The organism is Streptomyces sp. NPDC001515, assembly GCF_053597115.1.
In genome coordinates, this window is sequence record NZ_JBSFHN010000007.1 from 1 (window position 1) to 26,978 (window position 26,978).

General features: G+C 74.1%; 25 protein-coding genes and 1 pseudogene. 9 read left to right on the plus strand and 17 right to left on the minus strand.

The genetic code is table 11. The annotated features are described in order from the left end of the window. Positions 1-315 precede the first annotated feature (315 nt). Positions 316-858 (plus strand): annotated as a pseudogene (locus ACWCXC_RS09930) (amino acid permease); the annotation flags it as partial. A gap of 153 nt (positions 859-1,011) precedes the next feature. Here ACWCXC_RS09930 and ACWCXC_RS09935 read toward each other — a convergent pair. Together ACWCXC_RS09935 and ACWCXC_RS09940 are read right to left on the minus strand one after the other, a co-directional pair. Beyond that, positions 1,012-2,886 carry an ATP-binding SpoIIE family protein phosphatase gene (locus ACWCXC_RS09935; protein ID WP_450887861.1) on the minus strand — a complete coding sequence of 625 codons (1,875 nt, stop codon included), beginning with the start codon at positions 2,884-2,886 and terminating at the stop codon, positions 1,012-1,014. A 92-nt stretch (positions 2,887-2,978) separates the two neighbouring features. Further along, positions 2,979-3,140 (minus strand): hypothetical protein, encoded by a 162-nt coding sequence (locus ACWCXC_RS09940; RefSeq protein ID WP_383636134.1) that lies wholly within the window; start codon positions 3,138-3,140, stop codon positions 2,979-2,981. Between the two features lie 281 nt (positions 3,141-3,421). On the opposite strand from ACWCXC_RS09940, the gene ACWCXC_RS09945 reads away from it, so the two are divergent. After that, positions 3,422-5,317: an ABC transporter ATP-binding protein gene (locus tag ACWCXC_RS09945; protein WP_450686175.1), complete on the plus strand. Its 1,896-nt coding sequence runs from the start codon at positions 3,422-3,424 to the stop codon at positions 5,315-5,317. An 86-nt stretch (positions 5,318-5,403) separates the two neighbouring features. On the opposite strand, the gene ACWCXC_RS09950 is transcribed toward ACWCXC_RS09945, so the two are convergent. Both ACWCXC_RS09950 and ACWCXC_RS09955 read right to left on the minus strand, forming a co-directional pair. Continuing rightward, positions 5,404-6,249 (minus strand): PepSY domain-containing protein, encoded by an 846-nt coding sequence (locus ACWCXC_RS09950; protein ID WP_450887864.1) that lies wholly within the window; start codon positions 6,247-6,249, stop codon positions 5,404-5,406. 79 nt (positions 6,250-6,328) lie between these two features. Then, complete coding sequence (locus ACWCXC_RS09955) at positions 6,329-7,726, minus strand: APC family permease (RefSeq protein ID WP_450685980.1); 1,398 nt, start codon at positions 7,724-7,726, stop codon at positions 6,329-6,331. A gap of 346 nt (positions 7,727-8,072) precedes the next feature. On the opposite strand from ACWCXC_RS09955, the gene ACWCXC_RS09960 reads away from it, so the two are divergent. Beyond that, positions 8,073-8,390 (plus strand): hypothetical protein, encoded by a 318-nt coding sequence (locus tag ACWCXC_RS09960; protein WP_450887866.1) that lies wholly within the window; start codon positions 8,073-8,075, stop codon positions 8,388-8,390. A gap of 80 nt (positions 8,391-8,470) precedes the next feature. Here ACWCXC_RS09960 and ACWCXC_RS09965 read toward each other — a convergent pair whose 3' ends face one another. The 7 genes from ACWCXC_RS09965 to ACWCXC_RS09995 all read right to left on the minus strand — a co-directional run bounded on the left by ACWCXC_RS09965 (position 8,471) and on the right by ACWCXC_RS09995 (position 15,926). Beyond that, positions 8,471-10,084, minus strand: coding sequence for a hypothetical protein (locus ACWCXC_RS09965; protein ID WP_450887868.1), 1,614 nt, complete (start codon positions 10,082-10,084; stop codon positions 8,471-8,473). A gap of 195 nt (positions 10,085-10,279) precedes the next feature. Next, positions 10,280-11,005 carry a hypothetical protein gene (locus ACWCXC_RS09970; protein WP_450685983.1) on the minus strand — a complete coding sequence of 242 codons (726 nt, stop codon included), beginning with the start codon at positions 11,003-11,005 and terminating at the stop codon, positions 10,280-10,282. 230 nt (positions 11,006-11,235) lie between these two features. After that, positions 11,236-11,430, minus strand: a complete 195-nt coding sequence (locus tag ACWCXC_RS09975; protein ID WP_450685984.1) for a hypothetical protein — start codon at positions 11,428-11,430, stop codon at positions 11,236-11,238. Positions 11,431-11,618: 188 nt separating this feature from the next. Continuing rightward, positions 11,619-12,503, minus strand: coding sequence for a phosphatidylinositol-specific phospholipase C/glycerophosphodiester phosphodiesterase family protein (locus tag ACWCXC_RS09980; protein WP_450887870.1), 885 nt, complete (start codon positions 12,501-12,503; stop codon positions 11,619-11,621). Between the two features lie 149 nt (positions 12,504-12,652). Then, on the minus strand, positions 12,653-13,777 hold the full coding sequence (locus ACWCXC_RS09985) for an acyl-CoA dehydrogenase family protein (RefSeq protein ID WP_450887872.1): 1,125 nt from the start codon (positions 13,775-13,777) through the stop codon (positions 12,653-12,655). After that, entirely contained in the window at positions 13,774-14,961 is a 1,188-nt protein-coding gene (locus ACWCXC_RS09990) for an acyl-CoA dehydrogenase family protein (RefSeq protein ID WP_450887874.1), read from the minus strand. The genes ACWCXC_RS09985 and ACWCXC_RS09990 overlap by 4 nt, the downstream gene beginning before the upstream one ends. Then, positions 14,958-15,926 carry an NADPH:quinone oxidoreductase family protein gene (locus ACWCXC_RS09995; RefSeq protein ID WP_450887876.1) on the minus strand — a complete coding sequence of 323 codons (969 nt, stop codon included), beginning with the start codon at positions 15,924-15,926 and terminating at the stop codon, positions 14,958-14,960. The genes ACWCXC_RS09990 and ACWCXC_RS09995 overlap by 4 nt, the downstream gene beginning before the upstream one ends. A gap of 273 nt (positions 15,927-16,199) precedes the next feature. On the opposite strand from ACWCXC_RS09995, the gene ACWCXC_RS10000 reads away from it, so the two are divergent. Then, positions 16,200-17,117, plus strand: a complete 918-nt coding sequence (locus tag ACWCXC_RS10000) for an SDR family oxidoreductase (RefSeq protein ID WP_450887878.1) — start codon at positions 16,200-16,202, stop codon at positions 17,115-17,117. A gap of 29 nt (positions 17,118-17,146) precedes the next feature. Here the strand turns inward: ACWCXC_RS10000 and ACWCXC_RS10005 are convergent, their stop codons facing one another. The 3 genes from ACWCXC_RS10005 to ACWCXC_RS10015 all read right to left on the minus strand — a co-directional run bounded on the left by ACWCXC_RS10005 (position 17,147) and on the right by ACWCXC_RS10015 (position 19,160). Beyond that, positions 17,147-17,980, minus strand: a complete 834-nt coding sequence (locus ACWCXC_RS10005) for an enoyl-CoA hydratase/isomerase family protein (RefSeq protein ID WP_450686189.1) — start codon at positions 17,978-17,980, stop codon at positions 17,147-17,149. 98 nt (positions 17,981-18,078) lie between these two features. Then, positions 18,079-18,810 (minus strand): PIG-L deacetylase family protein, encoded by a 732-nt coding sequence (locus tag ACWCXC_RS10010; RefSeq protein ID WP_450887881.1) that lies wholly within the window; start codon positions 18,808-18,810, stop codon positions 18,079-18,081. 74 nt (positions 18,811-18,884) lie between these two features. After that, positions 18,885-19,160 carry a metal-sensitive transcriptional regulator gene (locus ACWCXC_RS10015; RefSeq protein WP_383636083.1) on the minus strand — a complete coding sequence of 92 codons (276 nt, stop codon included), beginning with the start codon at positions 19,158-19,160 and terminating at the stop codon, positions 18,885-18,887. Positions 19,161-19,326: 166 nt separating this feature from the next. On the opposite strand from ACWCXC_RS10015, the gene ACWCXC_RS10020 reads away from it, so the two are divergent. Continuing rightward, positions 19,327-19,899, plus strand: coding sequence for a rhodanese-like domain-containing protein (locus ACWCXC_RS10020; RefSeq protein WP_450887883.1), 573 nt, complete (start codon positions 19,327-19,329; stop codon positions 19,897-19,899). Positions 19,900-19,950: 51 nt separating this feature from the next. Here ACWCXC_RS10020 and ACWCXC_RS10025 read toward each other — a convergent pair whose 3' ends face one another. Together ACWCXC_RS10025 and ACWCXC_RS10030 are read right to left on the minus strand one after the other, a co-directional pair. Next, positions 19,951-21,246: an alpha/beta fold hydrolase gene (locus tag ACWCXC_RS10025; RefSeq protein ID WP_450887885.1), complete on the minus strand. Its 1,296-nt coding sequence runs from the start codon at positions 21,244-21,246 to the stop codon at positions 19,951-19,953. 33 nt (positions 21,247-21,279) lie between these two features. Next, complete coding sequence (locus ACWCXC_RS10030) at positions 21,280-21,963, minus strand: LysE family transporter (protein ID WP_450887887.1); 684 nt, start codon at positions 21,961-21,963, stop codon at positions 21,280-21,282. 304 nt (positions 21,964-22,267) lie between these two features. On the opposite strand from ACWCXC_RS10030, the gene ACWCXC_RS10035 reads away from it, so the two are divergent. After that, positions 22,268-23,419: a Gfo/Idh/MocA family protein gene (locus ACWCXC_RS10035; protein WP_450888155.1), complete on the plus strand. Its 1,152-nt coding sequence runs from the start codon at positions 22,268-22,270 to the stop codon at positions 23,417-23,419. Next, a complete protein-coding gene (locus tag ACWCXC_RS10040) occupies positions 23,416-24,345 on the plus strand; it encodes a DUF6807 domain-containing protein (RefSeq protein ID WP_450887889.1) in 930 nt (309 codons plus the stop codon). Before ACWCXC_RS10035 ends, ACWCXC_RS10040 begins: the two co-directional genes overlap by 4 nt. 15 nt (positions 24,346-24,360) lie before the next feature. Here the strand turns inward: ACWCXC_RS10040 and ACWCXC_RS10045 are convergent, their stop codons facing one another. After that, entirely contained in the window at positions 24,361-24,939 is a 579-nt protein-coding gene (locus ACWCXC_RS10045) for a PadR family transcriptional regulator (RefSeq protein WP_450887891.1), read from the minus strand. Positions 24,940-25,009: 70 nt separating this feature from the next. Here ACWCXC_RS10045 and ACWCXC_RS10050 point away from each other — a divergent pair, with 70 nt between their 5' ends. Beyond that, the gene (locus ACWCXC_RS10050) at positions 25,010-25,402 is read left to right on the plus strand and encodes a nuclear transport factor 2 family protein (RefSeq protein ID WP_450887893.1); all 393 of its coding nucleotides are present in this window, start codon (positions 25,010-25,012) and stop codon (positions 25,400-25,402) included. Positions 25,403-25,544: 142 nt separating this feature from the next. Continuing rightward, entirely contained in the window at positions 25,545-26,843 is a 1,299-nt protein-coding gene (locus ACWCXC_RS10055) for a phosphoribosyltransferase family protein (RefSeq protein WP_450887895.1), read from the plus strand. The last annotated feature ends 135 nt before the right edge of the window (positions 26,844-26,978 follow it).

The following is a 26,978-nucleotide window of genomic DNA, read 5'->3' on the forward strand; positions in this document are numbered from 1 at the left end:
TACCCCGCATAACCCCGTGGGCGTCCGCTGTGGGGGGGGGTGGTGCCGTGGCGGGTACCTGGTCGGCCCCGGATCATGGGAGCGCTCCCATGAGCCGAGCCCATGAAGCCAGCCACTGGATGACGTGTCAACACTTCTGACAGGAACACCTCACGAGTAGGGGGGTTCCGACTGGACGCGGGGCCGCCGTTCCCCTCCACCCCACCCCCATGCGGCCACCCGTTCGGGTGACTTGGGCGCGCGAGGCGGCGCGCGGCGCCGGAAGCCGGCGTTTCGGACGCCGTCCCACCCCCGGCGTCCCGACCGGAGGTACGCATGAGCGCGACGGACATGCCGGCCGAGCTGCCGAAGGACGCGCCGCGGCCGGTGACCAGGGACCGGCCCGCGGCCCCGCGGCCGAGCTGGGTGACACTGGCGCTGACGACCACGGCCTCGGTGGCGAGCCTGCGGGCCGCGCCCACCACGGCCGTCTACGGACTCGCCTGTGTCCTCCTCTATCCGGTCCCCGCGATCGTCTTCCTCCTGCCGACGGCCCTGGTCTCCGCCGAACTGGCGTCGGGCTGGCCGGGCGGCGTGTACCGCCGGGTGAGCGAAGGGCTCTCCCAACCGCTCGGATTCCTCGCGGTGTGGTGCCAGTTCGCGATGACGATCTTCTACTATCCGAGCCTGCCGGCGTTCGTCGCCTCCACGATCGCGTACGTCATCGACCCCTCGCCGGCCTCCAACGGCGTCTACACCGCGATCGTCATCATGGTCCTCTACTGGACCGGGGTCTGGATCTCCTCGCGCGGCACCGAGGCGCTGGCCGGACTCTCCTCCTGGGGGCTCGTGATCGGCACCCTGGTCCCCGGCACCGTGCCGGCAGCTGAGCCTGACGGCCGGGGTGATGCGGGCGTTCGACGCGTTGCTCGTCACGCTGGTGACGGCGATCGGCCTGGGGCTGCTTGGGGGGGCGCGGTGGTGGCGCGGCGCCCGGACCCGGAGGGCTGAGCGGGCGGCCCCGGGGTCCGGTCAGTCAACGGGCTGGCCGGGGCCGTCGGCGGGGGCCTCCTCGGCCAGGGCGAACCAGGCGGTCTTCCCCTCGGGTTCGGGGCGCACCCCCCACTGGTCGGCCAGGATGTCGAGGAGCATCAGGCCCCGGCCCGACGAGGCGAGTTCGCCCGGTGCCCGCTGGTGGGGCAGTTCGTCGCCCCGGTCCATGACCTCGACGAGGAGGCGGCGCCGGCCGGTCTCCCCGGTGACCGACGCGTTCATGGCGCCGTCCTGGTCGGTGTGGACGAGCACATTGCCGAGCAGTTCGGTGGCGAGCAGCACCGCGGTGTCCACCTGGTCCGGGCGGGCCCAGTCGTGCAGCAGCGCCTTGAGCTGCGCGCGGGCCTCGGCGAGCCCCTCCGCCTGGTGCTGTCCGACGGTCAGCATCAGGCTGCGCGGGCTGAGCTCGGTGTGGGCGCGTCCCGAGTCGCGGCGCACCAGCAGCAGGGCCATGTCGTCGCCGTCGCGGCCGGGTGCCGTCTCCCGCTCCCCGGGCCCGGGGGTGAGCACCGTGCTCATCAGCCGGTCGGCCATGCCCTCCAGGTCGTCGGCGGGGCCGGGCGAGAACGCGTCGCGCACCCGGACCCACCCGCTGTACATGTCGTGCCCGCCGTTCTCGATGAAGCCGTCGGTGCAGAGCATCAGGATCTCGCCCTCGTGCAGGCGCACGATGTCGACCGGGTAGTCCTCCTCGCCGGGCATCAGTCCGAGCGGCAGTCCGCCGCTGATGTGCTTGATCAGACAGGTGCCGTCCGGGGTGCGCAGGACCGGGTGGGGGTGGCCGGCGCGGGCGATGTGCAGATCGCCGGTGGACGGGTCGGCCTCGATGTAGAGGCAGGTGGCGAAGCGGTCCTCGTCGAGTGTGGTCAGGAAGCGCGAGGCGCGGGCCAGGACCGCGTCGGGGCCGTGGCCCTCGGCGGCGTAGGCGTGCACGGCGGTGCGCAGTTGGGCCATCAGCCCGGCGGCGTGGACGTCGTGGCCCTGGACGTCGCCGATGACGAGGGCGAGACGCCCGTTGGGCAGGTCGATGCTGTCGTACCAGTCGCCGCCGACCATGAGCCCTCCCCCGGTGGGCACGTAGCGGGTGGCGACGCTCAGTCCGGTGAGGGCCGGGTCGGCGGTGCGCATGCTGCGGCGCAGGCCCCGGGAGAGTTCGAGTTCGGCGCGGCTGGCGCGGGCCCGTTCGAGGACCTGGGCGACGAAGCGCGCGGTCGTCGTCAGCAGGGCCCGTTCGGCGGCGGTGAACTCCACGGGGGTGCGGTAGGCGGTGAGCCAGACGCCGGTCACGCGGCCCGCGGCGACGAGCGGGACGAAAGCCCAGGACTCGCGGCTCTTGCGGTCGGAGAGGTGCCAGGTCGCGGGAAAGCGGCGGCGGTACTCCTCGGCGGAGGGCAGGAAGACGGAGCGCCCGGTCCTGGCCACCTCGGCGGCCGGGTAGCCGGTCGTCATCGGCATCCGGAACCCCCGGTCGGCGCCCCCGGGACGGAATCCGTACTGGCCGAGCGCGACCAGGTTGCCCTCGGCCAGGCCGAAGACGCACTGGCCGTCGAGCGGGAAGTCGGCGGCGTAGACCCCCGCGACCAGCTTCAGCGCCTCGTCGAGCGAGTCCGCCTCGGCGAGGGCGTGACCGGCCGAGAGCAGCAGCGCGTCGCGGCGTCTGGCCTCCTCGCCGCCGGGGCCGGCCGGGTCGGCGTCGGTCCGCCCCTCCGGTGCGTCCGGCGGGGCGGGCTCCATGCGGTTGAGGGCGTCGATCTGTTCCCGTTCCGACGCGAGCGCCCCCGGCGACGGCTCCTGCCGCTCACCACCCATCCGGCATCCCTTCGTCCCGGTGTCGTCACCGACTGCTCGTTCCATGCTCCGACGGGAGGGCCGGGTCCGCAGAACGAGAGGGTGGGCGGGGCGGGACACGGGGCGGGGCGCCCCGGGTGGGGAAGGGCCGGTCCGCTCTAGCGGTACGCCGCCGACCTGCGCACATCGCTGAAGTCGATGGCCCGGTCGGCTTCGCGCATCGTCTCCTCGGCCACCCGGCGCACCTCCGCCGGTACGTCCCCGTGTTCCTCCACGAGTCCGGCGTAGATCGGTGCATCGGTCCTGTCGGTGAAACTCACGTCGCACTGCCTCAATCGGTTGTGTGTGCCATCGTTCGGCCGGAAACAGGGGCCGATTCTACGTGGTCGCTCCGGGCGTCGCGGACGGGCCCGCGATGTGGCCGCACGCAGGGCGAATCGATGCCGGGCGCACCGTGTTCGCTCGTCCGGCCGACGTGTGCGCGGGCGGCGGGTCCGGGCAAACGGTTGACCTCAAGTCCGCTTGAGCTCATAGCGTTCGTTCCACGCCCCGGTCCGGTTCCGGCCTCCGGGGGCCGTCACGTCCGCCCCCGGAGGCACGTATGAGCATGGAAGTCACCGCCTGGTCGTCGATGCACAGCGCGATGAACGCGCAGGAGGACCGCAGACCGTTCTCGCGGGCCACGGTGCGCCGGATCGCCGCGTTCGCCCGGCCCCGGCGGGGCGAGGTGTACCGCTATCTGCTGCTGAGCGTCGTCATGGCGCTGCTCGCGGTGGCGACCCCGGTCCTGGCCGGCAAGGTGGTCGACGCGATCGTCCAGGGCAAGGAATCGGGCACCGTCACCCGGCTCGCGCTGCTGATCGCGGTGATCGCCGTGGCGGAGGCGGGGCTGGGCCTGCTGACCCGGCTGCTGTCGGCCCGGCTGGGCGAGGGGCTGATCCTCGATCTGCGCACGGCGGTCTTCGACCACGTCCAGCGGATGCCGGTCGCCTTCTTCACCCGGACCCGGACCGGGGCGCTGGTGAGCCGGCTCAACAACGACGTCATCGGCGCGCAGCGGGCGTTCAGCAACACCCTGTCCGGGGTGGTCTCCAATCTGGTGACGCTGGTGCTGACGCTGACGGTGATGCTGACGATCTCCTGGCAGATCACGCTGCTGGCGCTCGTGCTGCTGCCGGTGTTCGTCGTGCCGGCCCGGCGGATGGGCGCGCGGATGGCGCGTCTGCAGCGCGAGGCGGCCGCGCACAACGCCGCGATGGGCACGCAGATGACGGAGCGCTTCTCCGCCCCGGGCGCCACGCTGGTCAAGCTGTTCGGCCGGCCGGCAGACGAGTCGGCCGAGTTCGCCGCCCGCGCCTCGCGCGTGCGGGACATCGGCGTCCGTACGGCCATGGCGCAGTCCACGTTCATCACGGCGCTGACCCTGGTCTCCGCGCTGGCCCTGGCGCTGGTCTACGGACTCGGCGGCTACTACGCCCTGCGGGGCACCCTGGAGGCGGGCGCGGTGGTCGCGCTCGCGCTGCTGCTGACCCGGCTCTACGCCCCGCTGACCGCGCTGGCCGGGGCCCGGGTCGAGGTGATGAGCGCGCTGGTCAGCTTCGAGCGGGTCTTCGAGATCCTGGATCTCAAGCCGCTGATCGCCGAGAAGCCGGACGCGCGCAGGGTTCCGGACGGTCCGGTCTCCGTGGAGTTCGACGGCGTGTCCTTCGGCTACCCGGCCGCCGACAAGGTCTCGCTCGCCTCGCTGGAGGAGGTCGCGACGCTCGATTCCCGGGGCGGTACGCGCGTCCTGCACGAGGTGTCCTTCCGCGCCGAGCCCGGTCGGATGGTCGCCCTGGTGGGGTCCTCGGGCGCGGGCAAGTCGACCATCGCCCAGTTGCTGCCGAGGCTGTACGACGCCGAGGAGGGCGCGGTGCGGCTCGGCGGTGTGGACGTACGCGATCTGACCGCCGAGTCGATCCGCGAGACGCTCGGCATGGTCACCCAGGACGGGCACCTCTTCCACGAGTCCGTCCGGTCCAATCTGACCCTGGCCCGGCCGGGAGCGAGCGAGGAGGAGATCTGGGACGCGCTGCGCCGCGCCCGGCTCGAGGGGCTGGTGGCCTCGCTGCCGGACGGGCTCGACACGGTGGTGGGCGAGCGCGGCTACCGCCTCTCGGGCGGGGAGCGGCAGCGGCTGACCATCGCCCGGCTGCTGCTGGCCCGGCAGCGGGTCGTCATCCTCGACGAGGCGACCGCGCACCTGGACTCCACGTCGGAGGCGGCGGTGCAGGAGGCGCTGGCGGAGGCGCTGGAGGGGCGTACGGCGGTGGTGATCGCGCACCGGCTCTCCACGGTGCGGGCCGCCGATCTGATCCTGGTGATCGAGGAGGGCCGGGTGGTCGAGCGCGGGACGCACGAGGAGCTGCTGGCGGCGGGGGGCCGGTACGAGCAGCTGTACCGGACCCAGTTCGAGGGGCCGGAGACGGTACGGGAGGAACCCGCCGAGGCCGTCTGAGCCGGCCGTCCGAGCGAGCGGCCCCGCCCACGCCGATGCCCCCGGTCCGTGCGTACCGGGGGCATCGGCATGCGGGGGACGGGGGGTCAGTCGTCGTCGGTTTTCTGCGAGGTCACGGCGCCGGTGGCGGCGTCGATGTCGAGGGTGTGCTCGCGCCACGCCTTGTCCACGACGTCCACGGACCAGACGAGGACCTTCTTGTCGTTCTCGTCGAGCTCGGCGGAGGTGACCGTGCCCTTCTGCTTGTCCGTGGCGGCCTTGGCCGCCTGCTGGACGGTCTGCTTGGCCTGGGTGAGCCGCTCGGCCGTGCGGCTCTTCTCGGCGGCGTCCTGCCCGGTCTCCTCGACGTTCTGGATGACCTTGCCGGAGACCGCGTCGATGCGGACCATGTGCTCGGTGCCGTCCTTGGCCGCGACGGTGGCGACCCATTCCGGCCCCTTGGGGGCGGGCGAGGGGCTCGCGGCGGTCGGCGAGGCGGCGGTGCCGGTGGGCGACGCGCCGGTGCCGGTGGGCGAGGGGCTGCCGGTCGGCTCGGGGGACGCGCTCTCTTCGCGGTCGGTGTCGTCGTCGGACTTGCCGGGGCCGCGCAGGTCGAGCTCGACGACCTTGCCGCCGGAGACCGCGCCCTCGGCCGTGGTCACCGCCGTGTCGAAGGTGATCTTGGTGGAGTCGAGCAGGGTCTTGCGGTCCTTCATGTCCTTGGTCATCGAGGCGGCGGCGGATGCCTTCGCGCTCATCGAGGCCGTGGCGGTCCGCTCCGGGACGGCGCGGGCGGCCTCCGAGGTCGCGGTGCCGGTGGACGAGGAGCCGCCGCTGTCCTGGCCGCAGCCGGTCAGCAGGGCCGCGACCAGCAGGACGCCCGCGGCTCCGGCCGCCCGGAGGCGGTGGGCGCGCAGGGGCCCCGTGGTCTTCGGTGGGAGGTGACGTGTCATGCCGCAATCCCTAACCGCCGCGGCGGTCCGTCATGACGCATCACCGCCCGGAGTCACCCGATCAACCGCGTGCGGACGCTCATCCGCGGGCGTCCTCGGGGATGCTCACCAGCCACCGGGTGGCGCGGCGCGGCCTCAGGTACAGGGCCCAGTAGAGCGTGGCGGCCGCGGTGATCCCGCCGGTCCACAGCAGGTACGCGGCGTCCTGCTGGGTCAGGACGTAGCCGAGGACGAGGATGAGCAGCACGGGGACGGCCGGCCACAGGGGCATGCGCCAGGCGGGGGCGGTGCGGTGGGCACCGCGCCGGCACAACAGTGCGGCGACCGCCACCAGCAGGTACATCGCGGTGACGGAGACGCCGGTGACGCCGTACAGGGTGTCCAGGTCGACGAAGCAGAGGGCGGCGCCGGGGACGCCGACGAGGAGCGTCGCCACCCAGGGGGAGCCGAAGCGGCCGAGCCGGGACAGTGCCGTGTTGACGGGGGCGGGCCACGCCTTGTCCCGGGCGGAGGCGAACAGCACGCGGGAGTTCTGGATGACCATCACGATGCCCGCGTTGATGATGGCGAGGGCGACGCAGAGGCTGACGAAGGTGCCGACGGCCGAGTTCGACCAGGTCTCGACCATGGAGCCGAGATCGCCGGAGGTAAGCGCCGCGAGGTCGGGGGCGCCCAGGGTGAGGGCGATGACCGGGACGAGGATGACGGCGCTGGAGATGGCGAGGGTGGCGAGCACGGTGCGCGCCACGTTGCGCCGCGGGTCCTCCAGTTCCTCCGACAGATAGACGGCGGTGGAGAAGCCCTGCGTGATGAAGAGGGCGATGGCGAGCCCGGAGACGACCATCATCGCGGTCACCGTCGAGGTCGTGCCGTGCTCGGAGGCGACCGTTCCGTGGACGAGCGCGGAGGCGCCGCGTTCGGTGTGGGCGAAGCCGAGGACCGCGACGACGCCCGCCGCGATGACCTCCAGCACCAGGAAGACGCCGGTGATCCAGGCGTTGGCGCGCAGGTCGAGCAGTCCGGCGAGGGTGGCGAGCAGCATGACGCCCGCACCGGCCGGCGCGGCGGGGATGTGGACGAGCGGGGTGAGGTAGTCGGCCGTGCCCATGGCGATGACCGGGGGCACGATCATGACGACGAGCAGCGAGAGCACGAACACCAGCCAGCCGGCGAGCCGTCCGGCCATCGTCGAGACCATGGCGTACTCGCCGCCCGCGCTGGGGATCAGCGTGCCCAGTTCCGAATAGCAGAAGGCGACCGCGACGCACAGCAGCGAGCCGATGGCGATGGTCAGCGCGGTGTAGGTGCCCAGACCGGCGAAGAGGTCGGGCACCACGACGAAGAGCGTGGAGGCGGGGGTCACGCAGGAGAGCGTGAGCAGGGTCCCTCCGACGACGCCGATGGAGCGCCTGAGCTTCTGCGGGGTGGGTCCGGTCGCGGGGGCGAGTGCCTGGGGAGCGCTGAGCGTGTCGGTCATCGAGCGGGGTTCCGATCAACAGGTGCGGTGACTGAACGCGGGAGCGGTATCGCCTCCGGACAACGGTGTGGGGGATGGTTCCGGTGCTCCCGTCGCGCCATGCAATACCGACGCGTTCCGCAGGTCAATAGGGGTTTTCCTTCGGAATCCGTCGCCAAGATCGCTTCCGTCGACGGTTTGCGGCCAAGACCGGGCAGGGACAAAGGGATCGGGCGCTGCGGGAACCGCAGCGCCCGCCGGGCAAAAGTTTCCTCCGTTTCCCCGGCTCCCCGGCACCCGGCCGTGTGATTCCGGGAATCCGGGCGGGCGGGTCGCGGTACGCGGCCATCGGTGCGAGCCTGGATGCATGACCTGGGCCTCCTGGACGACGCGCGGAGTGTATTCGGGGCACGGCGGCGTGCTGACCGAAGAGGTCGGGCCGCTCTCGGGCGACCTGACCGTCCACACCACGTGGGCCGATGGCACCGCGCAGATCACCGTGCAGTACACCGGAGCGGCCGACTGGTTCACGATGGCGGGCAGCCCGGTGGAGTGCCCGTCGGAGGAGGCCAGCCGGGCGCTGCACGAGGCGGCGGTCGAAGCCGTCAGACAGGGCGACCGGGCCACGGGCCCCTTCGCCCGGCCCGGCACGGATCTGCCGGCCGGGGGCACGGCCGCCGACTAGCCCGGACTCCCCGCCCCCGCACGCGTGAGTGCCCGTACGCCGGTCGCGTACGGGCACTCGTCGACGGCCGGACCCCGGGCTCACCCGCTGTCGCGGACCGCCACGATGCCGTTGAAGACGCCGACGTACGCCGTCCCGTCGGGGCCGATGGTCACCGGCGCCCAGTTGTTGTCGTACGAGAGCCCGGTGCCGGTCAGCTTGGACCAGCGGCGGGCCCCGGTGCGGTAGTCGACGGCGGTCAGGTACCACGCGTCGATGCCGAGGACGTTGGGCTGCTTCTCGTAGAAGTAGAGGAGTCCGCTGGCGGTGGAGAGCTTGGGCACGGTGGAGGGCGAGCGGACGGCGCTCTCCCACACCGTGTCGCAGCCGCTGCCGTCGGGCCGCACGTCGATCCTGGCCACGCCGCCGACGACGCTGCGGCCGAGCAGGAGCGTGGTGACGTCCTCGTAGCCGTAGTTGTTCTCGACGACGAGGCTGTTCCCCCAGCTGATCATGGAGTTGTCCGTGGTGGAGGCGCCGGAGCCGAAGACGGGGACCTTGCAGACGAGCCGCTCGCCCTCGGGGATCCCCGGAGCGCGGCGGTAGACGAGGACGTTCATCCGGTCGTCGGCGTTGTCGGTGATGGCGACATAGGCGTCGCCGTCGCCGAACAGGTCGGGGGTGGTGCCCGAACCCTGGTTCACCGAGCCGGGTTTGGTGCCGGTCCCCCGGTCGTAGGTCTCCCGCCACTGGACGCGCGGGGTCCCGTCGTCCGTCGCGGCGAAGCTGTAGAGGGCGTGGTCGGTGACGATCGACACCCCGTCCTCGGCCACGGAGAAGGAGTTCTGGATCTCCTCGCCGAGTTCGACCGAGCGCACCACGGCGGTGCGGGGGTCGACGGTGCCGACGCGGCCGAGCCGGGTCACCCACCAGATGCGGCCCTGCCAGTCCGGCATGACGGAGGTGACGGGGTCGCAGGTGCCGCTCGGGTAGAGGTTGGTCCAGCTGACGCAGTCGTGCGGCACCCGGGCGGTGAGGTCCCAGTCGTCCACGACGGTGAACCGCCAACTGCCGTCGGCCGCCTGCTCGTGGGCGATGCGCTGGATGTGCTGGCGGGAGTCGGCCAGCACCACCCGGTCCCGGTCGTCCAGGTAGAAGTAGGCGCCGCCCGAGGTGTCCTTGAAGATCTTCGAGAAGTCGAGCCGGGTGATGGCCTCGACGGTCGAGGAGCGCTGCGGCAGCTTGTACTCGGCGAGGGTGTCGAGCGTGCGCGGGTCGAGCAGCTTGAGCAGGAATCCGGTGAAGGTGCCGCAGACCGTGATCAGGCGGCCCGCCGCGTCGAAGGTGGCGGTGGCGCACTCCCCGCCCAGCGGCGCGATCTGCTCGCTGTCCACCTGCGGGGACCGGCCGAGCGGGCCGGAGTACGGGTAGGTGCCGCTGCCGGCCGCGTCGGCGTGCATGCCGCTGCGGCCGTTCGGGGCGAGGAAGGGGTGCTGCGGCGCGGGGCGGCCGGGCACGGGCGCCGCGGTCGCGGGAGCGCCCTCGTAGTCGCTGACGAGCCGGTGTCCGGGGGCCCGTGGGATATCGGCCGCGCCGGCCGGGGCTCCGGACATCGTGAAGGCCCAGGCGCACAGCGCGAGCACCAGGGCGGTCGCGCGGAAGGGTCTGCTGCGGGACGGCGGGGACAGCCGGGGCGGCTGGGGCAGCGCGGGCATCGGACTCCTCGGTCGGGGGGCGGGGTCGCACCGGCGCCCGACGCTAGAACCGACCCCGTGAGGTGTCCATGGAAACGCCGCAGGTTTCATGGGCGCTTCACGGGGATGCAACAGGCCCGGGGCGCCGTCCCCTCCCCGCCGCCCGCCACGGCGGCCGCGATCCGTCCGCGGGTGGCCCGCCCGGCCTCGGACCCCTCAACGCGGGCGCCGCGTACGGCGGTCGAGCAGCTCGCGCCGGATCGCGGCCGCCGTCGCACGGGCCCGTTCCGCCCCCGCCCTGCGGTCGGCCTGTCCCGGTACGAAGCGGTGCAGGGGGATCGCGCAGCGCGGGCAGGGAGCGTCGGCGGCGAGCAGTCTGCCGTCCTCGCACCCCGGTTCGGCGCAGAGTCCCGGACGGAGGAGTTGTTCGGCGATGTCGAGGGGCCGTCGACGGTGTCCCGATTCGTCCGCCTCCCGGAGCGCATGGGACCAGCGGGCGTTCCACCGGCGTTCGATGCGGTCGAGGAGCTGGTCGGGGGTGCGCCGGACGAGTTGATGACGGACCAGATCCACCAGGTCGGCCGGGAAGCGGCCCCGGAACTCCCGCGCCAGGGACGGCGGCAACGCGTTCAGGACGTAGCCGACCGGATCGGCGCCCGGAAGCCGCCTGCGCGGGCAGGGACACTCCCCGTCGGCCGGGAGCCGGGCCCCGCAGCGCCCGCACAGTCCGCGGCAGTCCCCGCAGAGCCCGTGGTCGAGACCGTCCAGATGCGGGGCGGGCGCACGGCCGCACTCCCGGCAGCAGGAGGCGCAGAGTCCGCACAGCCGCTCCCCGCCGGCCTCGGTGGTCCAGGGCCGCTGCTGGCAGCGGCAGCAGCGGCTGCTCACGCAGTGCTCGTGGTGGGCGGGTCCCGTACCGCGCCCGGGGAGGGAGAAGGACATGGTCGCGCGCTCCGGGACCGGCTCGGTGCGCCGCCCGGCGGCCGTGTCGTACCGGCGGACGGGGCCGCGGTCCGGTCCGGCCCGCGCCCAGGTCGGACCGTGGCACACGGCGCCGTGCCGCGTCCCGGTGCGACCGAAAGAGCCGCACACCCGGCCGTAAAGATCCACTGGCCGCACGGGTTTGGGCAATCGCCGCCCGTTCACGTGCCGGAATCCGACCGGCCGCGCCGTCAGGGCCGGATGCCGCTGACCAGGTCGGCGGTGGCCGTGATCCCCTCGTGGATGGTCGGCGCCATGCTCGTCCCCGCGAGGAAGAACCCGAGGAGTGCGCAGACCAGGGCGTGGGAGACCTTCAGCCCTCCGTTGCGCAGGAAGATCACCGCGAGGATCAGCAGAAGCAGCACCACTGAGATCGAAATGGCCATGGCCAACCTCCTTCGCCGCGCCGGAATCGCGGCATGCGGCGCCAGTGTGGCGGAGCGGAGGGGCCGGGCGGCGCACCGGCGTGTACGCCAAACGGGTAAGGCTGCGGGAGAGGTGGGGTGCGGCGAGGTAGGGGCCGGCCGGGTGCGCCGGGCGGCCCGTACACGGACCCGCCCGGCGCACGGGCGTTCTATCGCGCGTGGCCCTCGTGGGCGCGCAGGAAGCGGGCGAGGCCGGCCAGGTCGTCCGAGTTGAGGTGGTCGACGCCGGCCGCCAGCAGTTCGGTCCAGACCGCGTCCCGCCGGGGTCCGGGCGTGTCGGGCGTGGCCCAGAAGCGGACGCGCTGTCCGGCGCGGTGCGCCCGGTCGGTGAAGTCCCGCAGCGCGGCCCGTTCGGCGGGCGGGATCGGGCCCTCGCCCTGCCAGCGGAAGGCGCCGGTCCAACTGGTGCTGACCAGCGGGACGAACGAGGCCGGGGCGGCGGTGCCGAGGTCCTCGGGGCGGCCGTCGTAGAAGGCGTGACGGACCTGCTGGGCCTCCATCGGCTTACGGGCGGCCCGGTCCCCCGAGATGACGGCGGTGACGGCGCCGGGGCGCACCCGGCCGTGCCGCCAGCTCGTCAGCATCCGCTGGTAGGGCCGGAGTTGGCCGTCGAGTTCCCGGTAGGCGGCGGCGCCGTCCGTCTTGATGTCGATGAGCAGTTGGAGCGGGGTGCGGTCACCGGGGAAGACGCTGCCGCGGTGGGCCGCGACGCGGGCGAGGAGCGGGTCGAGGTAGAGGGCGCGCAGGGTGCGGGCCGGGTCGAGGCCGGTGGCCTCGTGGGCGACGAGCAGGTCCCCGTCCACGAGGAAGATGTCGGCCTCCACGCTGGTGAAGCCCTGGTCCAGGGCGTCGTGGAGGGGGCGGGGGTGCAGGTAGTCGTTGTGGGCGTGCGCGTGCCGCAGCGGTCGCGGCCCCGGGGAGCGCCGGGCGGCGGGGACCGCGCTCGCGGTGGCCGCCGAGAGCGGCACGACGGCGCCCGCCGCGGCGGTGACCAGTGCGGTGGTGACGAGGTGACGACGGGTGGGGAACGCCATGGACTCTCCCGGGTGCGAGACGTGCCGGACGGGCGGACGCGACCGAGTATGGGAGCGCGGACGCGCCACCGGGCGGCGAACCGGGGAGAGTTGTCCGGTTCGCCGCCCGTGCTTCCCGTGGCGTTCCGCCCGTCGTGGCCGGATCCCCGCTACGCGGTGGGGGCCGGCAGGTCCGTCAGCGCGGCGAGCGCGGCGCGGTGGCGGCCGGCCGTGCCGAAGGCGGTGGCGTCGGCCTTGGCCCGCTTCAGATAGAGGTGGGCGGGGTGCTCCCAGGTCATGCCGATGCCGCCGTGCAGCTGAACGCACTCCTCGGCCGCGTGGACGGCGACGCGGGAGCAGTACGCCTGGGCCACGGCCACCGCGAGCGGGGTGTCGGGGCTGCCCGTGGCCAGGGCGTCGGCGGCGTTGCGCGCCGCCGCGCGGGCCGAGACGACTTCCAGCCAGAGCTGTGCCATGCGGTGCTTGAGGGCCTGGAAGGAGCCGATGGGGCGGTTGAACTGGTGGCGTTCCCGGGTGTGGCGGACCGTCTCCGTCAGGCACCATTCGGCGAGTCCGAGCTGTTCCGACGCCAGCAGTCCGGCTCCGGCCAGCAGCCCCTGTTCGACCGCGGCGCGTGCGGTCGCGGCGTCCGCGAGCGGCGTCGCGGCGGCCCCGTCGAGGGTGACCTCCGCGAGCGGGCGGGTCAGGTCGAGGGGGACGAGCGGGGTGACGGTGACGCCGGGCGCGTCGGCCGCCACGGCGTACAGGCCGTCGGCGGCGGGCACCAGGAGGACGTCGGCGGTGGCCGCGTCGGCGACGGGTCCGCGTGTTCCGTCGAGGGGGGCATCCCACAGCGGCGTGTCGCCCGGTGCGGTGGAGAAGGGGGCGGCCAGGGCGGCGGTGCGCCGGCCCTCGGCGAGATCGGTGAGGAGTGCGGCCGCCGGGCCGTCCGCGGCGTCGAGGGCCAGCAGGGTCGCGGTGGCGACGACGGAGCTGGTCAGATACGGGACGGGGGCGATGCCTCGGCCCAGTTCCTCCAGGACCACGGCGGCCTCGCGGGGGCCGGCGCCCTGGCCGCCCCGCTCCTCGGGGACCAGCAGCCCGGCCACGCCGATGTCGGTGGCGAGGGCCTTCCACAGCGCGGGGTCGTACGGCGTGTCGGTCTCGGTGCGGGCGATGACCCCGGGCGCGTCGCACCGGTCGGTGAGCAGCGCCCGTACGGCCGCCCGCAGGTCCTCCTCCGTCTCGGAGTAGAGGAGGTCGGGCGCCGCGTGGGGTTCGGTCGGTGCGGTCATCGGGAGAGGTCCTTCCAGGCGACGTCCTTGTCGTTGCGCGGTTCGGCGGGCAGGCCGAGCACGCGTTCGGCGACGATGTTGAGCAGTACCTCGCTGGTGCCGCCCTCGATGGAGTTGCCCTTGGAGCGGAGGTAGCGGTAGCCGGCGTCGCGGCCGGTGAAGTCGACGAGTTCGGGCCGTCGCATGGTCCAGTCGCCGTACAGCAGCCCGTCGTCGCCGAGGAGTTCGACCTCCAGGCCGCTGATCTCCTGGTTGAGCCGGGCGAAGGCGAGCTTCATGCCGGAGCCCTCGGGGCCGGGCTGTCCGGCGACGAGCTGCTGGCGCAGCCGCTCTCCGGTGAGGCGGGCGACCTCGGCGTCGACCCAGAGGGTCAGCAGCCGCTGGTGCAGGTCGTGGGTGCGCAGCTCGGGGCGTTCGCGCCAGGTCCGGGCGACGGGGCCGATCATGCCGCCCTCGCGCGGGATCCGGGATCCGCCGATGGAGACGCGTTCGTTCATGAGGGTGGTCTGCGCAACCTTCCAGCCCTCGCCGACCGGGCCGAGCCGGCGGCTGTCGGGGATGCGGACCCCGGTCAGGAAGACCTCGTTGAACTCGGCCTCGCCGGTGATCTGGCGGAGCGGACGCACCTCGACGCCGGGGTCGGTCATGTCGCAGACGAAGTAGCTGATGCCGCGGTGCTTGGGCACGTCCGGGTCGGTGCGGGCGATGAGGATCGCCCAGCGGGCCACATGGGCGCTCGACGTCCAGACCTTCTGCCCGTCCACCACCCAGTCCTCGCCGTCGCGCACCGCGCGCGTCCCGAGGGCGGCCAGGTCGGAGCCCGCCCCCGGTTCGCTGAAGAGCTGGCACCACACCTCCTCGCCCACCCACAGCGGGCGCAGGAAGCGCCGCTTCTGCTCGTCGGTGCCGAAGCCGAGGATCGTGGGCGCGGCCATGCCGAGGCCGATGCCGATGCGGCGTGGGTCGTTGTCCGGGGCTCCGGCCGCGGCGAGTTCGGCGTCCACGACGGGCTGGAGGGAGCGGGGCGCGTCGAGTCCGCCGAGTCCGGCGGGGTAGTGGACCCAGGCGAGGCCGGCGTCGAAGCGCGCCTTGAGGAAGTCGGTGCGGCCGGTGGTGGCCGGGGGGTGCGCGGCCAGCAGTTCGCGGGTGCGGCGGCGCAGTTCGGCGGCGTCGGGTGCGGTCATCGGGCGGCTCCTGACGGGAGGACGACGATGCGGCCGGTGCTGGTTCCGTCGGCGACGCGCTGGACGGCGGCCGCCGCCCCGTCCATCGGGACCCGTTCGCTGACCAGGGGGGCGACGATGCCCTCGGCGGCGAGCCGGGTCAGTTCGCGGTGGCAGTCGCGGACCGCCTGCGGGTCCCTGGTGTTGTAGAGGCCCCAGTGGAGTCCGAGGACGGAATAGTTCTTCACGAGGGCGTGGTTGAGGGCCGGGGCCGGGATGTGGCCGCTGGCGAAGCCGACGACGACGACGCGGCCCTCGAAGGCGATGCACTTGACGGACTTGGCGTAGGCGTCGCCGCCGACGGGGTCGTAGACGACGTCGGCGCCGCGTCCGGCGGTGAACTCCTTGACGGCGGCGACGATGTCCTCGGTGCGCCGGTCGATGACGAGGTCGCAGCCGAGCGCGGCGGCGGTCTTCGCCTTCTCCGGCCCGCCGACGACGCCGATGACGGTGGCGCCGGCGGCCTTGCCGAGCTGGACGGCGGCGCTTCCGGTGCCGCCCGCGGCCGCGTGGACGAGCAGGGTCTCGCCGGGCTGGATCCGGGCCCTGCGGTGCAGGCCGAACCAGGCGGTCTGGTAGCCGATGTGCAGGGCCGCCGCCTGCGCGTCGTCGAGGGCTTCGGGTGCGGGCAGCAGGGCCGCCTCGTCCGCGACGACGACGTCGGCGAAGCCGCCGTGGGGCAGGGCGGGGGTGGCGAGCACCCGGCGCCCGTCCTCGGTGCGTCCGCAGATCTCCACGCCGGGGGTGAAGGGCAGCGGCGGACGCACCTGGTACTGGCCGCGACAGAGCAGCGCGTCGGGAAAGTTGATGTTCGCCGCGAGGACGTCGACGCGCACCTGGCCGTCGCCGGGTACCGGCCGTTCCGTCTCCTCCAGGGTCATCACCTCGCTCGGCTCACCGTTCCGGTGCACTCGCCATGCCTGCATGAGGGGCCTCCACAACACTGTCGGCATTACCACTGCTCCGGCGCATACTAAGCGGTCGCTTGCCTCTGTGGGAACCTTCCTCGGCAAGGGATTCGCCCGGCTCGCGCACATGGGTGCACCGGCCCCTCCCCCGGCGAGGCGGGGCGCAGGAATGCGACGCCGACGGCGTCGTGGCGCCCGCAGGTCCGCGGCCCGGGCGACATCGGCGCACCGACCCGGTCGTTCGTCCCGACGTTCTGGTGTTCTGCCGGGGGATGGAGTAGGCATACGGCCATGACGGAGCGCACGCGCACGCCCGGATTCCCCGCCCCTCCCGCGCTCGGGGCGAGCGCCCTGCCCGCCGGGACGTACGAGGGGAGCGTCGTGCTGGTGACCGGCGGCGGCTCGGGCCTCGGGAAGGCCGTCGCGGCGGAGTTCGCCCGGCTGGGCGCGGATCTGGTGCTCGTGGGCCGCGACACCGGCCGGCTGGCCGCCGCCCGCGAGGAACTGCTCCCCCTGACCTCGGGCCGGGTTTTCACCTCGGGCGCCGACATCCGCGACCCCGGCCGGATCACGGAGGTGTTCGACGAGGCCACCGAGGCCCTCGGCCCGCCCGACGTGCTGGTGAACAACGCGGCGGCGAACTTTCCCTCCCCCGCCGAGGACCTGTCGCCGAACGCCTGGCGGGCGGTGCTCGACATCACGCTGACCGGCACCTGGTTCATGAGCCGGGAGTTCGGCCGGCGCCATCTGGCGGCGGGGACCCCGGGGTCGGTGATCTGCGTCGGGGCCTCGTACGCCTGGACCGGCGGCCCCGGCCACGCGCATTCGGCGGCGGCCAAGGCCGGGGTGAAGAACCTGGTGGAGACCCTGGCCGTGGAGTGGGGCCCCTACGGCATCCGGGTCAACGGCCTGGTGCCGGGGCTGATGCCGCACCCGGACCTGCCCGGGGCCCTCCGCGCCCACCTCGACCGCGACGGCGGCGACGAGGACGGCCTCGGCGCCCGGCAGCCGGCCCTGCGCGTGGGGCTGCCGCGTGAACTGGGCTGGGCCGCCACCTTCCTGGCCTCCCCGTACGCCGGATTCGTCTCCGGCCACTCCCTGGTGGTCGACGGCGCGAACTGGCAGCGCCGGTCCCTGGTCGCCCCGCCCGTGGTGCCGGTGCGCGAGCAGCTGGGCCGGGGCCCGTTCACCCTGCCCGGCGAGGCGTAGGGACGTACGGGCGGAAGGACCCCGAGGAGTCAGGTGCCCTCGAAGCGCGGGGGCCGGCGGGCGGCCTTCGCGGCGTACCCCTCCGACGCGTCGCGCGAGGTGAGGGTGAGGGCGGCGGCCAGGGCCGTGCGGTCCAGGGTCCGGGCGATGCCGTCGTCCGCGTAGGCGTCGACGGACCGTTTGATCTGGCGGACGGCGAGCGGCGCGTTGGCCGCCATCGCGTCGGCGAGGGCACGCGCGGTGGACTCCAGCTCGCCAGGCGGGGTGACGCCCTGGAGCAGCCCGATGCGTTCGGCGGTCGACGCGTCGATCCGGCGGCCGGTGAGCGCGAGGTACTTCGCCCAGCCGGCCCCCGCGTCGCGGGCGATCCGCAGATCGCCGCCCGCGTCCACGGCGACCCCGATACCGGCCTCCGGCAGGGCGAACACGGCGTCGTCGGCGGCAATGCGCACATCCGCCATGAGGGCCAGTTCGAAGCCGAATCCGAGGCAGTAGCCCTGCACGGCGGCGATCACCGGCTGCGGAAGTCCGGCGAAGGCGGCGAACCGCTCGTGCACCCAGCGGATGCCCTCGTAGAAGCGCTGGGTGCGTTCGGCCGGGGAACGGCCGGTGATGCCGCCACCGGGCGCGGTGACGTCGATCCCGGCGCAGAACGCCCGGCCTTCGCCCCGCAGCAGCACCACCCGGATCGCGTCGTCGAAGCGGATGCGGTCGGCCATGATCCCGAGCTGTCTGCTGGACTCCCAGCTCCAGCCGTTGAGCCGGTCGGGGCGGCAGAGCGTCAGCAGGCCGATCCCGTTCTCGACGCGCAGGGTGAGACGCTCCTCCCCCGCCGGGATCGTGTGGTCGAGGATGTCCAGCACGCCGCCCCTCCTACATTCCTGACGAGCCGTCAGTTCGTGGTGCGCGGCTCAGCGTACGGCGGGGGCGCGGCGGGGGCCAGAGCGCCGCGGGGGCGGGGTCAGCGGGCGAAGAGTTCGAAGGTGACGGCCGGGCGGCCCCCGAAGCGTTCGGCGGCGGCCTGCGCGGCGCCGGTGAGGAAGGTCCGGCAGTACGCCTCGGGCTCCTCGTCGGTGAGCACCTCGATGTAGGTGCGGTGGGCGAGCAGTGAGCGCACGGACCGCTCCAGGCCGTCGGTGGCGTCCACGGCGTGGGTGGGCGTCGAGGATCCGGCGACCGCCACCCAGCGCACCCCGTCCCAGGGTTCGAGCCCCTGCTCGGCCAGTTCCGGGAAGATCCACCGGTTCCCGGCGTCGGCCGCCGCGTCCAGGGTGGCGCGGCCGACCGCGCGGTGGTCGGGGGTGTTCCAGGCGACACCGCCCCAGGTGTCGCGGTGGTTGAGCGTGATCACCAGCTCCGGGCGGTGCCGACGCACGGCCGCCGCGATGTCGCGGCGCAGCGCCACGCCGTATTCGATCACCCCGTCGCGGTGGTCCAGGAACTCCACCCGGGAGACGCCCACGACCGCCGCGCTCGCGCGCTGCTCCTGTTCGCGCAGCGGCGCGCAGCGCTCCGGATCGAGGGTGTCGATGCCGGCCTCGCCGCGCGTGGCCAGGAGGTACGTGATGTCGCGCCCGTCGTCCGTCCAGTGGGCGACGGCCGCCGCGCAGCCGTACTCCAGATCGTCGGGGTGGGCGACGACGGCGAGGGCGCGCCGCCAGTCCTCGGGCATGGGCTTCAGCTGCTCGGTCATGCACGGCAGGTTAGGGCCCGGGCCCGCCCGGGTCCGGGTGACGCGCACACCGGCTCCCGGTGCCGCGGTCCGTCTCAGGCCAGCGAGAGGAAGAGCTTCTCCAGCCGTGTCCGCATCTGGTCCTGGTCCGCCGGCTCCGCGCCGTCGGCCATGCACTGCTGGAGCCCCGTCGCGATGATCGCGAAACCGGCCCGGTCCAGGGCCCGCGAGACGGCCGCCATCTGCGTGATGACGTCCTCGCAGTCCCGGCCCTCCTCGATCATCCTGATGATGCCGGTGAGCTGGCCCTGTGCGCGGCGCAGACGGTTGAGCACCGATTTGAGTTCGGCCGCCGCCATGTCGAGTTCCACACATCCTCCATTTCATACCCCAAGGGGTATTCTAGCCCGTGCGGGACGGAAGCGGCCCAGGGCCTTTCGTCCCGATCGGGCCGGACCCCGTGGTCCGCGCGCCCGGCGTGATCCGCGCGACGGGCCCCGCCTCCGTCCCCACCGGAGAAGAAAGGAATCACCACACGTGCCCAGCCCCGTGTCCCTCTCCCCCGCCCAGGCCGCCGCCCGTCTCGCGGAGTTCACCGTGATCGACGTGCGCGCCCCCGGCGAGTACGCCTCGGGGCATGTCCCCGGCGCCCTGAACATCCCGCTCGACCGGCTCCACGAGGCCGTTCCGGCGCTCAAGTCGGCCTCGGCCCGGGGCTCGCTGCTCGTGGTGTGCGCCTCCGGCGTGCGCTCCACGCGCGCCTGCGACATCCTCTCGGCCGCCGACATCGACGCGGTCACGCTGAGCGGGGGCACCTCGGCGTGGGAGGGCGACGGCCACGACCTGCACCGCCCGGCCGGAGCCCGCGCCACGTGGCCGATGGAGCGCCAGGTGCGGCTCGCGGCCGGTTCCCTCGTGGTGGCCGGACTGCTGGCGGGCGTGCGCATTCCGGCGGCGCGCTGGCTGGCGGCCGGGGTCGGCTCCGGTCTCGTCTTCTCCGCCGTGACCAACACCTGCGGCATGGCAGCGGTCCTGTCGAAGCTTCCGCACAACCGGTCCCCGCGCGCGGCGGGGGACCTGGACGCGACGCTGCTCGCCCTCCAGGGCTGATCCCTGCCGGCGTGCCGCTCCCCGGGACGGCGCCCCGGGGAGCGGTCCGGCTCAGATCTCGTCGCGGACCAGCGCCAGGAGCCGGTCCAGCACCCGGGGCCCGCCGGCCCGCAGCCCGTCGTGCTCGAACTCGTCGGTGACCCAGGTGCGCAGCCCCCGGATCGCGGAGGCGGTACGCAGGGCGTGGGCCGTGTCCACGTACATGTCGTCGTGGTAGACGGCGGCGGCCACCGGCACCTCGTTGGCGGCCAGGCGCCCGGCGTCGTACAGCGGCTCCCAGCCCGTACGGGCGGCGAGCAGGTCGGCGGTCTCGCGCAGCGGGCGCAGCGCCGGGTCGACGTCGAAGTGCCAGGGGTGGATGCTCTCGCCGGTGAAGAGGACCGGTCCCCCGCCCCGGAGCGCCGCCTCCGCGTCGAACTGCGGGAACTCCGCGCGCACGCGCTCGGCCGCCCAGCCGGTGGGGCGCTCGTCCTGTCCGTAGATGGCCTCGTGCAGCAGGGCGTAGAGCGGGTGCCCGGCGAACGAGGTGGCGGTGCGCACGGCCTCCTGGAAGGCGTCGGACAGCTCGGTGCCGTGCGGGGTGGTGACGAAGGCGTTCTCCATCAGGTAGTGGAGCTGGTGGCTGCCGCTGCCGCCGCCGAGCAGGATGCCGAGGGACTGGAAGCCCTCGGGCGTCAGCCGGTGTCCGGCGCTCTCGGGGCGGTGCTCGGCGAGGTGCGCGGTGATCGCGCGGGCGCGCTCGACGTCCTGGGGGTAGCGGGCGTAGTGGGCGGCGACCTTGCGCTCGATCCTCGGGTACGCGGCCCGGTAGACGTCGTCGGCGTGGGCGTCGAGGGAGGGCAGACCGCCGGTGATCAGGACGGTGCTGAGTCCCTCGGGCGCGGACGAGAGGTAGCGGACCGCGCAGAAGCCGCCGAAGGACTGGCCGAGGACGGTCCACGGCGCGCCGCCGGTCAGCTGCGGCCGGATCAGCTCGCAGTCGCGCACGATGCTGTCGGCCCGGAAGTGCGCGAGGTAGTCGGCCTGCTCCCGGGGGCCGCCGCGCAGCGGAAGCGTCTGGCGGTTGGCCGGTGTGGACCGCCCGGTGCCGCGCTGGTCCAGCAGGAGGACGCGGAACTCCCGCACCGCCCGCCCCAGCCACGCCTCCGCGCCACTGAACCGGCGGGCACCGAAGCCGGGCCCGCCCTCCAGGTACAGCAGCCACGGCAGGTCCTCGGAGATCCGGGAGGACGACACCACCTGGCGGCCGTACAGCTCGATCTGCTCACCGCCGGGGTCGGCGTGGTCGAGCGGCACGGTGAAGTGCCGGTCGGTGAGGACGAGGCCGGGCTGGCGGTAGCTGTTCACGGGATGCTCCTGGATCGATGGTTCCCCGACAGTTCAGCACACGGCCCCCGCCCGGTCCGCCCCGGGCCGGACGCCCGCGCCCCGTCCACTCCCCCGCATCACCAGCCGCACGGCGAGCACCGTGATCAGCGTGCTGGACCCGAGCGCGGTGACGAGCCGGCCGCGCCGGCCCGTGAGCGCCCGCCCCAGCAGCGCCCCGCCGCCGGCCACGAGCAGCTGCCAGGCGGACGACGCGGCGAAGGCCGCGAGGGCGAAGACCGCCCGGTGCGCGGGCGGCGAGGCCGCGACGGTCCCGCTGCCGAGGACGAGCGCCGTGAAGTAGACCACGGTCATCGGGTTCATCAGCGTGATCGCCAGCAGCGTGACGTACGCCCTCGACGGCGACGGCGGCACTTCGTCGTCGCGGGCCGCCCCGGGCCCGCCCCGGTAGTGGCCGAGCGCGGTGACCGCGCCGTGGACCGCGAGCCCGACCAGCACCACGGCCGAGGCCCGGCGGAAGCACGGCATGACCGGCCCGATGAACGGGGTGAGCGTCGATCCGCCGACGACGGCGACCAGGGCGTACAGCCCGTCCGCCGTCGCCACTCCGAGCGCCGCGAAGGCGCCGGTGCGCCGCGACGTGCGGATGGTGAGCGCGGCGAGACAGGCCGCGACCGCTCCGACCGGCATGGCGATGCCGAGTCGGGCGAGCAGCCCCGCGACCAGGGCGCCCGTCATCCGCCGAGCGGCACGGGCCTTTGACGGCGGTCACGCTGCTGTCGGCCGCTCGCCACCGGGGAGTCGGCGGGGCGCGGCGGCAGGGTGAGGTCCGAGGTCATGCGCTCATGCTGGGCGGGGCCCGGCGTGGAGGCAACGGGTTTTCGCACCCGGGGCGCGAGGGCCTCCGTTCCGGCGCGTGGCCGCCTCCGCAGGCCGGGCCTGCATCGCCGACCTGGGGGAACCTTGACCGGATAGCCGGCCAGAGCCTAGGTTTCCCCGGGAGAAAGCGCTTGCTATCAGGTGGGCGCCCTTCACCGTGGAGGTGTTTGTCACGCCCAGCCAGGCTTCCCCCAGCAGGCCGGTCCGGGTCGCGATCGTCGGGACCGGGGCCATCGCGCGCGTCAGTCATCTGCCGGCGCTCCGGGCGCTGTCCGATGACGTCCCGCTGGAGATCGTCGCCGGGGTCGATGTCGACGCCGCCTCCGCGGAGTCGTTCTGCGCACAGGCCGGTTCCGGCCGGCCGTACACGGATCTCGACGCGATGCTGGCGCGCGAGCGCCCGGACCTGGTCACGCTCGGCACGCCGCCGCGCTTCCACCGGGACCAGACCATCGCCGCGCTGCGGGCCGGGGCATGGGTGTGGTGCGAGAAGCCGCCGTGTCCGTCACTGGAGGACTTCGACGCCATCGAGGCGGCGGAGGGCGCGGAGGACGGGGGTCCGTTCGCGGCGATCGTGTTCCAGCACCGGTTCGGTTCGGGCTCCGGCCATGTCCGGTCCCTGCTGGCCGAGGGGGCGCTGGGGCGGCCGCTGGTCGTGCACTGCCAGACCACCTGGTACCGGGACGAGGCGTACTACGCGGTGCCGTGGCGCGGGCGCTGGGACACCGAGGGCGGCGGCCCCGCCATGGGCCACGGCATCCACCAGATGGATCTGCTGCTGGACCTCCTCGGCCCGTGGACGGAGATCCGGGCGATGGCGGGACGGCTGGTGCACGAGATCGAGACGGAGGACGTCTCCACGGCGCTGGTCCGGTTCGAGAACGGCGCGCTGGCCACGATCGTGAACAGCGTGCTCAGCCCGGACGAGGTCAGCCGGATCCGGATCGACTGCGAACGGGCCACGGTCGAGCTGACGCATCTGTACGGCCACCGCAACGCGGACTGGCGGATCACGCCGGCCCCCGGGGTCTCCCCCGAGGAGGCGGCCCGCTGGCAGGACTTCGGGGCCGACGTGCCCAGCTCGCACGAGGCGCAGCTGCGCGGCCTGCTGGCCGACTTCCGGGCCGGGCGCCGTCCGCGCAGCAGCGGCGCCGACGGCCGGACCAGCCTGGAGCTGGTGGCGGCGCTGTACAAGGCGGCGTTCACCGGGGGGACCGTACGGGCGGGCGAGATCCGCCCCGGTGACCCGTACTACAGCGCCCTGCACGGCAACGCGCCCGGCTGGGCTCCCGGCACGGCGGGAGCGGGCGCGTGACGGGCGGGCTGGAGCTGACGCACCGGCACGGCGACCATCTCGCGGTCACGTGCGGGGACACGGGGGTGGAACTGCTGCGGTACGTGTACCGGCCCGAGGCGGCCTGGGAGGCGCCGAAGCCGTACATCCATCCGCTGCGCACCCTGGCCGGCCACACGGTGACGGGCTACCGCCCCCACGACCACCGCTGGCACAAGGGGCTCCAGATGACCGCCTCGCAGCTGTCGGGGCAGAACCTGTGGGGCGGCAACACCTATGTGCGGGGCGAGGGGTATCAGCCGCTGCCCGAGCGGGTGGGGTCCATGGCGCACCGGGGTTTCGAGGAGCTGACCGCGGCGGCGGACCGGGTCACGGTCGCGGAGCGGCTGAGCTGGCATCCGCACGACGGCGCGCTGTGGGCGGAGGAGACCCGGCGGATCGAGGTGCACGATGTCGACCCGGACTCCGGGAGCTGGGTCCTGACCTGGTCGTTCTCGGTCACCAACCGCCGGGAGGAGCCGCTGCGGTTCGGCAGTCCGACCACGGAGGGCCGGAGCGCGGCGGGGTACACCGGGCTGTTCTGGCGCGGTCCGCGCGCCTTCCGGGACGGGGTGGTCCTGACACCGGACGGCGAGGGCCCGGCCGTGATGGGCGCGCAGGCACCGTGGCTGGCGTTCCGGGGCGAGCACGACGGGGCGGACGGGCACGCGACGCTGGTGTTCGCGCACGCCCCGGAGAACGACCACACGGGCGCTCGCGGGGAGCATCCCGCGCACTGGTTCGTCCGCAACGACCCGTTCGCCGCGGTGGCACCCTCCTTCGCGTTCCACGACCCCCTCGTGCTGGAACCGGGCGCCACGCTGGCCCGGCGCTACCGGGTGGTGGTCGCGGACGCGGCCTGGGACCGGGAGCGGATCGCGAGCGGACTGGCCGCGATCGGCTGGTGAACGGCGGCCCGGGGCTCAGCCCCGGGCCGCTCCGGCGTCCGCGGCCGCGCGGCGCTCCAGGACCGCCAGGGCGCGTTCGCCCCAGCGCAGGTTCTCCTGTTCGAAGGCGCGCCCGCGCATCAGCGTGAGGTAGGGGCCGACACGGTCCGCCCCCGCCAGGTACGCCTCCTCGTCGCGGCCCTCCAGCAGCCGCTCCCGCAGCCGGTCGTAGCGGGCGAGTTTGGCGCGCGACCACTCCATGCGCTCCGCGATCGAGGCGCGGACCGCCTCGGGGTCCCCGCCGTCCAGGGCCTGGGTCATGACCATGAGTTCGTCGCGGATGGCCGTCGGGCGGGGCGCGCGGGAGGTGAAGGCGGCCAGCTCGCCGCGTCCGGCCCCGGTGAGGGTGAAGACCCGCTTGTTGGGCCTGCGTTCCTGCTCGACGACGCGGGCGCCGATGAGCCCGTCCTCCGCCAGCCGGTCGAGTTCGCGGTAGAGCTGCTGCGGGGTGGCCGACCAGAAGTTCGCCACGGAGACGTCGAAGACCTTCGCCAGGTCGTAGCCCGAGGCCTCGCCCTCCAGCAGCGCCGCCAGGACCGCGTACTTCAGAGACATCTGGACAGGCTATCAGCGACATGATTAATCTCATGCGCACCTATTCAATTAATTGACTACGGGAGCGCAGATGCACCCCTTCCGCAGGGCCGCCGAGGCGGACGACCTCGGGGCGATCGAGGCGATGCTGGCCGAGGACGTGGTCTTCACGAGCCCGGTGGCGTTCACGCCGTACGCGGGCCGCCCGCTCACGGCGGCGATTCTGCGCGCGGTCTCCCAGGTCTTCACGGATCTGCGCTACGTGCGCGAGATGGCGAGCGCCGACGGCCGCGACCACGCGCTGGAGTTCGTGGCCAGGGTGGGCGACCGCGAGATCAACGGCTGCGACTTCCTCCACATGAACGAGGCCGGCGAGATCGACGCGCTGAAGGTCATGGTCCGCCCGCTGTCGGCCGCCCAGGCGCTCGCCGCGGCCATGGGCGAGCGCTTCGAGCAGATCGGCCGGGAGGCCGCGGCGGGCTGATCCCCCGCCCCGGCGCCCCCGCGCGTGCGGTTACGGGCGGGCCGGGGGCGGCCGGCGGTTGCGGGGCGGCGGACCGTGGGGTTCATTCGAAGGGCAGGTGTCCGGGCGGCCTCCGCCTCCCCGACCGTGGGGGTGATGCCCCGTGCTCTTCACCGACCGCGCAGACGCGGGACGGCGCCTCGCCGATGCCCTCCGCCCGGCCGCCGCCGAGGAGCCCGTCGTGCTGGGGCTGCCGCGCGGCGGCGTGCCCGTGGCCTTCGAGGTCGCCCGGACGCTCGGCGCCCCCCTCGATGTGATCGTCGTGCGCAAGCTCGGCGTCCCCTCCCGGCCGGAAGTGGCCTTCGGCGCCCTCGGCGAGGGCGGGATCCGGGTGATCAGCGAGGACATCGTGCGCCGGGCCGGCGTAACGCCGGCGCAGTCGGCGGCGGTCGAGCGGGCCGAGGAGGACGAACTGCTGCGCCGCGCACGGGCGTTCCGCGGCGACCGGCCCCGCATCCCGCTGGCCGGGCGCACGGTCGTGGTGGTGGACGACGGCGTCGCGACCGGCGCGACGGCGCTCGCCGCCTGCGAGGTCGTACGCGGCGCGGGCGCCCGGCGCGTGGTGCTGGCCGTTCCGGTGGCCGCACCGGAGGCGGCGCGGCGGCTGCGCGAGGCGGTCGACGAACTGGTCTGCCTGGAGGAACCGGCCGGGTTCGCGGCCGTCGGCGAGTGGTACCGCGACTTCGGGCAGACCCCGGACGAGGAGGTCGTGGCCCTGCTGGCACGGGCGGCAGCGCCCACGGCCCCGGCGCCCCCGGACCCGGCGAAGACCGCCGCCGAGGTCGAGGTGGAGGCCGGCGGCGTCACACTCCCCGGTGAGCTGACACGCGCCGGGGACGACCGCGCGCTCGTGGTGTTCGCCCACGGCTCGGGCAGCAGCCGGCACAGCCCTCGCAACCGTGCCGTCGCGGCGGCCCTGAACCGGGCGGGTCTCGGCACCCTGCTCCTCGACCTGCTGACACCCGACGAGGACGGGGACCGCGCCCGCGTCTTCGACATCGGGACCCTGGCCGGCCGGCTGGTGGACACCGTCGCCTGGGTCCGGCGCCGCTCCCCCGCCTCCGTGGGCCTCTTCGGTGCGAGCACCGGGGCGGCCGCCGCGCTGCGGGCCGCCGCCGCGCCCGGTTCCGCGATCGGCGCCGTGGTCTCCCGGGGCGGACGCCCCGACCTCGCGGGGCCCCACCTCGCGGACGTACGGGCCCCCACCCTGCTCGTGGTGGGCGGCGCCGACGGCCAGGTCCTGGACCTGAACCGACGGGCCCAGGCCCACCTGCGCTGCGAGAACCGGTTGAAGGTCGTCCCCGGCGCCACCCATCTCTTCGAGGAGCCGGGCGCCCTGGACCGGGTCGCCGAACTGGCCCGCGACTGGTTCACCGCGCATCTGGCCGCGCCCGGCGGCTGAAGCAGCCCGTCCCGGCACACCGACTCCCGACCCGCGCAGGCGAGTTCGCCCCCTCCGGGCGCCCCGGACACGCCCGGCGTTCGCCCCGCCCGACCCCCGGCAGGCGGGGCGAAGCCCGATCCGGAACCCGATCCG

Coding starts and splice junctions, on each gene's coding strand:
- ACWCXC_RS10000 (WP_450887878.1), top strand. CDS start 16,200: ATGACGGAGCGCACGCGCACGCCCGGATTCCCCGCCCCTCCCGCGCTC.
- ACWCXC_RS09985 (WP_450887872.1), bottom strand. CDS start 13,777: ATGACCGCACCGACCGAACCCCACGCGGCGCCCGACCTCCTCTACTCC.
- ACWCXC_RS10010 (WP_450887881.1), bottom strand. CDS start 18,810: ATGACCGAGCAGCTGAAGCCCATGCCCGAGGACTGGCGGCGCGCCCTC.
- ACWCXC_RS10045 (WP_450887891.1), bottom strand. CDS start 24,939: ATGTCTCTGAAGTACGCGGTCCTGGCGGCGCTGCTGGAGGGCGAGGCC.
- ACWCXC_RS10050 (WP_450887893.1), top strand. CDS start 25,010: ATGCACCCCTTCCGCAGGGCCGCCGAGGCGGACGACCTCGGGGCGATC.
- ACWCXC_RS09975 (WP_450685984.1), bottom strand. CDS start 11,430: ATGGCCATTTCGATCTCAGTGGTGCTGCTTCTGCTGATCCTCGCGGTG.
- ACWCXC_RS09950 (WP_450887864.1), bottom strand. CDS start 6,249: ATGACACGTCACCTCCCACCGAAGACCACGGGGCCCCTGCGCGCCCAC.
- ACWCXC_RS09955 (WP_450685980.1), bottom strand. CDS start 7,726: ATGACCGACACGCTCAGCGCTCCCCAGGCACTCGCCCCCGCGACCGGA.
- ACWCXC_RS09990 (WP_450887874.1), bottom strand. CDS start 14,961: ATGACCGCACCCGACGCCGCCGAACTGCGCCGCCGCACCCGCGAACTG.
- ACWCXC_RS09995 (WP_450887876.1), bottom strand. CDS start 15,926: ATGCAGGCATGGCGAGTGCACCGGAACGGTGAGCCGAGCGAGGTGATG.
- ACWCXC_RS09965 (WP_450887868.1), bottom strand. CDS start 10,084: ATGCCCGCGCTGCCCCAGCCGCCCCGGCTGTCCCCGCCGTCCCGCAGC.
- ACWCXC_RS09935 (WP_450887861.1), bottom strand. CDS start 2,886: ATGGAACGAGCAGTCGGTGACGACACCGGGACGAAGGGATGCCGGATG.
- ACWCXC_RS09960 (WP_450887866.1), top strand. CDS start 8,073: ATGACCTGGGCCTCCTGGACGACGCGCGGAGTGTATTCGGGGCACGGC.
- ACWCXC_RS10030 (WP_450887887.1), bottom strand. CDS start 21,963: ATGACGGGCGCCCTGGTCGCGGGGCTGCTCGCCCGACTCGGCATCGCC.
- ACWCXC_RS09970 (WP_450685983.1), bottom strand. CDS start 11,005: ATGTCCTTCTCCCTCCCCGGGCGCGGTACGGGACCCGCCCACCACGAG.
- ACWCXC_RS09980 (WP_450887870.1), bottom strand. CDS start 12,503: ATGGCGTTCCCCACCCGTCGTCACCTCGTCACCACCGCACTGGTCACC.
- ACWCXC_RS09945 (WP_450686175.1), top strand. CDS start 3,422: ATGAGCATGGAAGTCACCGCCTGGTCGTCGATGCACAGCGCGATGAAC.